The 3,506-nt window shown below is 27.2% G+C and carries 4 protein-coding genes; all 4 read right to left on the reverse strand.

Translation table 11 applies throughout. From position 1 onward, the window contains the following. Positions 1–58 precede the first annotated feature (58 nt). Positions 59–1,483: a DNA primase gene (gene dnaG / locus ACI3VO_RS09815; RefSeq protein WP_439757747.1), complete on the reverse strand. Its 1,425-nt coding sequence runs from the start codon at positions 1,481–1,483 to the stop codon at positions 59–61. Between the two features lie 327 nt (positions 1,484–1,810). Beyond that, on the reverse strand, positions 1,811–2,134 hold the full coding sequence (locus ACI3VO_RS09820; protein ID WP_439757748.1) for a hypothetical protein: 324 nt from the start codon (positions 2,132–2,134) through the stop codon (positions 1,811–1,813). Between the two features lie 54 nt (positions 2,135–2,188). Continuing rightward, positions 2,189–2,914 (reverse strand): polysaccharide deacetylase family protein, encoded by a 726-nt coding sequence (locus ACI3VO_RS09825; protein WP_439757749.1) that lies wholly within the window; start codon positions 2,912–2,914, stop codon positions 2,189–2,191. Between the two features lie 95 nt (positions 2,915–3,009). After that, on the reverse strand, positions 3,010–3,506 hold a 497-nt coding region (locus ACI3VO_RS09830; protein WP_439757750.1), incomplete at its 5' end, for an MORN repeat-containing protein.

A 3,506-nucleotide genomic window follows, 5' to 3' on the forward strand; every position in this document is an offset into this window, starting at 1 on the left:
TGTAATCAAAAATTTCCTTTGTATCTACAAATAAAAAATCTTCTATTTCATAATCCATTCATACACTATTTCTCCAGTTTTTGTTTTCCATCAATAATTTTATAAATTTAGCTTCTACCTTTAAATATCCATTTTGGATTTTAGACATTTGCTCTATCTTCCTATTATTAGTATTATTTTTGATATTATTATAATTGTTTTTAACCTTTATACCCACATTTGCCCTTATAGATTCTATACTTATATTTGTTAAATCACTTAAATATTTGGCGTATAGATCTTTTTCTATAGGACTTTTCAACCTTCTAAGTAGTAAAGTTGCCTCTTCGACAAAGCTCATCTTCTGAGTGTCATTTTGTAAATTATATTTATTTTTAAGTATATCTATTTTAAACTTAATATAATAGTCGGATTCATCTATTGCCTTTTTATAACCCTCAAAGCCGTATTTTTTTATGAAATCATCGGGATCCTTGCAATCTTTTAAATTTAATATTTTTACTTTAATATCAGCCTGAAGTAAAATATCAATGGCTCTTAAAGTAGCATTTTGTCCTGCTTGATCTGAATCATAGGATATAATAACATTTTTTGCAAATTTTCTAATCAACTTTGCTTGACCTATAGTCAAAGCGGTTCCCAAAGTGGCAACTACATTCTCTATATTATTTTGGTAAAGTGAAATTAAATCCATATACCCCTCAACTAAAATTAAAGTATCGTCTTTTATACTTTTTTTAGAAATATTGAGTCCATATAAATTCAATCTCTTATTAAAAATTAAAGTTTCTGGTGAATTTAAGTATTTAGGAAGTGAATCATCTAGCACTCTTCCTCCAAAACCAATAACTTTCCCATTATAGTTAAATATAGGGAACATAACTCTATTTCTAAATCTATCATAGTACTTATTAGTCTCGCTTTTATGGGTAACTAGACCACATTTTACTAAATCTGCCTTATCATAGCCTTTAGCAAGTAAATGATTCATCAAGCTATTCCAAGAATTTAATGAATATCCCAAACCAAACTTTTTAATGATTTTATCGCTCAATCCTCTTTTTTTAAGGTATTCATATCCAGGATTTTTTCTGCTCAATAAATTAGCAAAATAAAACCTTGCTGCCTCTGTGTGAATTTCTCTAAATTTATTTATCTCTTGTATTTTTTGTCTTTCTTCTTCGCTTATATTTCTATTTAGAGTTATTCCACATCTTTTAGCTAATATCTTTACAGCCTCCATAAAGTCTACATTTTCCCATCTCATTACAAAACTAATTACATCTCCACCTGCATTGCATCCAAAACATTTATATATTTGTTTAGATTTGCTGACCATAAAAGATCCTGTCTTCTCTGTATGAAATGGACACAATCCAGTATAATTAGAACCAGACTTTTCAATATGCATATAATCTGATATTACATCTACAATGTCACACCTGCTTTTTATTTCTTCTATAATGTCTTTTAAATCATTCAAGTTTATCACCTTCTGGTGTATTTTTTGTCAACATTCTTATTTTACCTTATAACACATATTTGTCAAATACTATTATACATAATTCGACTTTTTTTGTTTATTTCCTTCTAATAAAATTATTTTTTCTTACTTTATTTTTTATTTTTTTGATAAAAATATCCTAAAAAATTGCTTAAATTTCATTTTTTAATAGAAATTTAAAAATTTTTAATATTTTTAAAATTTTATTTTTAAGCATATGCTATTTATACCCAAAAACTTGATTATTATATAATATATTTTAGTATTTTTTGTAGCAAAAAATTTTCCCATGCATTATAAAAGAGGCTATAAGCCCCTTTTTATCAATTTACATGTTACATTATAGTATTTATCCTTTTTGCCTTTGCTGTGTCTTGTATTTATTAACTCATGTATTTTTTCTATATAATTATTATCCTCACTTAATCTGATTAAACTCACCAAATAATATTCATCTGTACTCTTAGGAATTCTTTTTTTGATAACCAAATCTATGGCTGTCTTTGCAGCTTCAAAATGTTTTAAGTGGGTGTGTCCATCTTTAAAACATTTTTTTGTGTTATAAGCTATATAACCTCCCTTTACTTGAAAGATTATATATTCCCTTTTTTCATAAATTTTATTATACATTTAATCAAATCCTTCTCAAGATAATCTTAATATATAATATTATTTTTTTTGAATCTAATTACTATTTTTTTTATTTTTCTCCTCTAAAAGTTCAGAAACCGTAACAAATTTATAACCTTTTTCTGTCAACGAAGCTAATATTTTGTCCAATGCCTCTACGGTGCTATTTGTTCCATAATCGTGCAGTAATATTATATCTCCAGATTTTACATTATTTATTACTTTATCAGCGATTTGATCGGAAGGAGGATTTTTCCAATCCTTTACATCTACTCCACTCCATAAAACTACAGTATACCCTAAATCTTCAGAAAGCTTACTCAGAGATTGTTCATTGTAATTGCCAAAAGGAGGTCTAAATAGCTTTGGCTTTTGTCCAGTTTTTTCTATTATTATATCTTCACATAATTTAATCTCTTGCTTTATCTGTTCCTGTGATAGATTACTTATATCGGGATGATTATAGGTATGGTTACCTATTTCATGCCCATCTTTGCTGGCTCTTACTACTGCATCTGTATACCATTTTACATGCTTTCCAACTACGAAAAACGTAGCTTTAGCATTGTATTTTTCCAAGATATCTAATATCTTATCTGTCTCCTTTGGATGTGGTCCATCGTCGAAAGTAATGGCTATTTTCATCTGATTATTTGAATTATTTTTTATTATATTGCTCTTATTATCTGTATTAATTTGAGCCGTTACTGAAAATGTACTTACTAAAAAAAATAAAACTGTTAAAGCAATCGCTCTTTTTAAAAATTTTTCACAACCCATAATATCTTCCTTTCACAGTTTTAATATTTCATTAGTAATTATCATATCCTAAATATTTTTTATAATACATACGAAATTATATTTTTGTAATTTTTTTAAAATTTAACTGTAAAAATTTCCTCTAAACTTCTTCCAAATATACAAGGCTTGTCAAATTTCCAAGTTCCTTCATAAACTAGCTCTCCGTTTAAATAAAACTTGCCAAATCCGTGTTTTTTTCCATTTCTAAATTCGCCTATATATTTTTTATTTTCACTCCATATATAAGTTCCTTTTCCGTGAATTTGATTTACCTTCCACTGACCTTCATATATTAAAACACCCGAAGAATTATAACAAGTTCCTTCTCCATCCATTTTATTGTCTTTATATTCTCCATAATATGTACATCCATCATTCCACTTAAAAATACCGTTGCCATTTTTCTTACCTTGTTTAAAATTACCTATGTATTCATCTCCATTTGCGTATATTATTTGACCTATGCCTTCTCTTATATCATTTTGAAAATTTCCTATATATACATTTCCATTTTGGAAAGTATACTGTCCGCATCCCTCCTTTAAATTATCTTTAAATTCGCCTATATACT

Source organism: Intestinibacter sp. (genome assembly GCF_051866655.1).
Lineage (GTDB): Bacteria > Bacillota > Clostridia > Peptostreptococcales > Peptostreptococcaceae > Intestinibacter.

What these genes read in the sequence shown, in the direction of transcription:
- ACI3VO_RS09820 (WP_439757748.1), bottom strand. Translation starts at nt 2,134, where the DNA reads ATGTATAATAAAATTTATGAAAAAAGGGAATATATAATCTTTCAAGTA.
- ACI3VO_RS09825 (WP_439757749.1), bottom strand. Translation starts at nt 2,914, where the DNA reads ATGGGTTGTGAAAAATTTTTAAAAAGAGCGATTGCTTTAACAGTTTTA.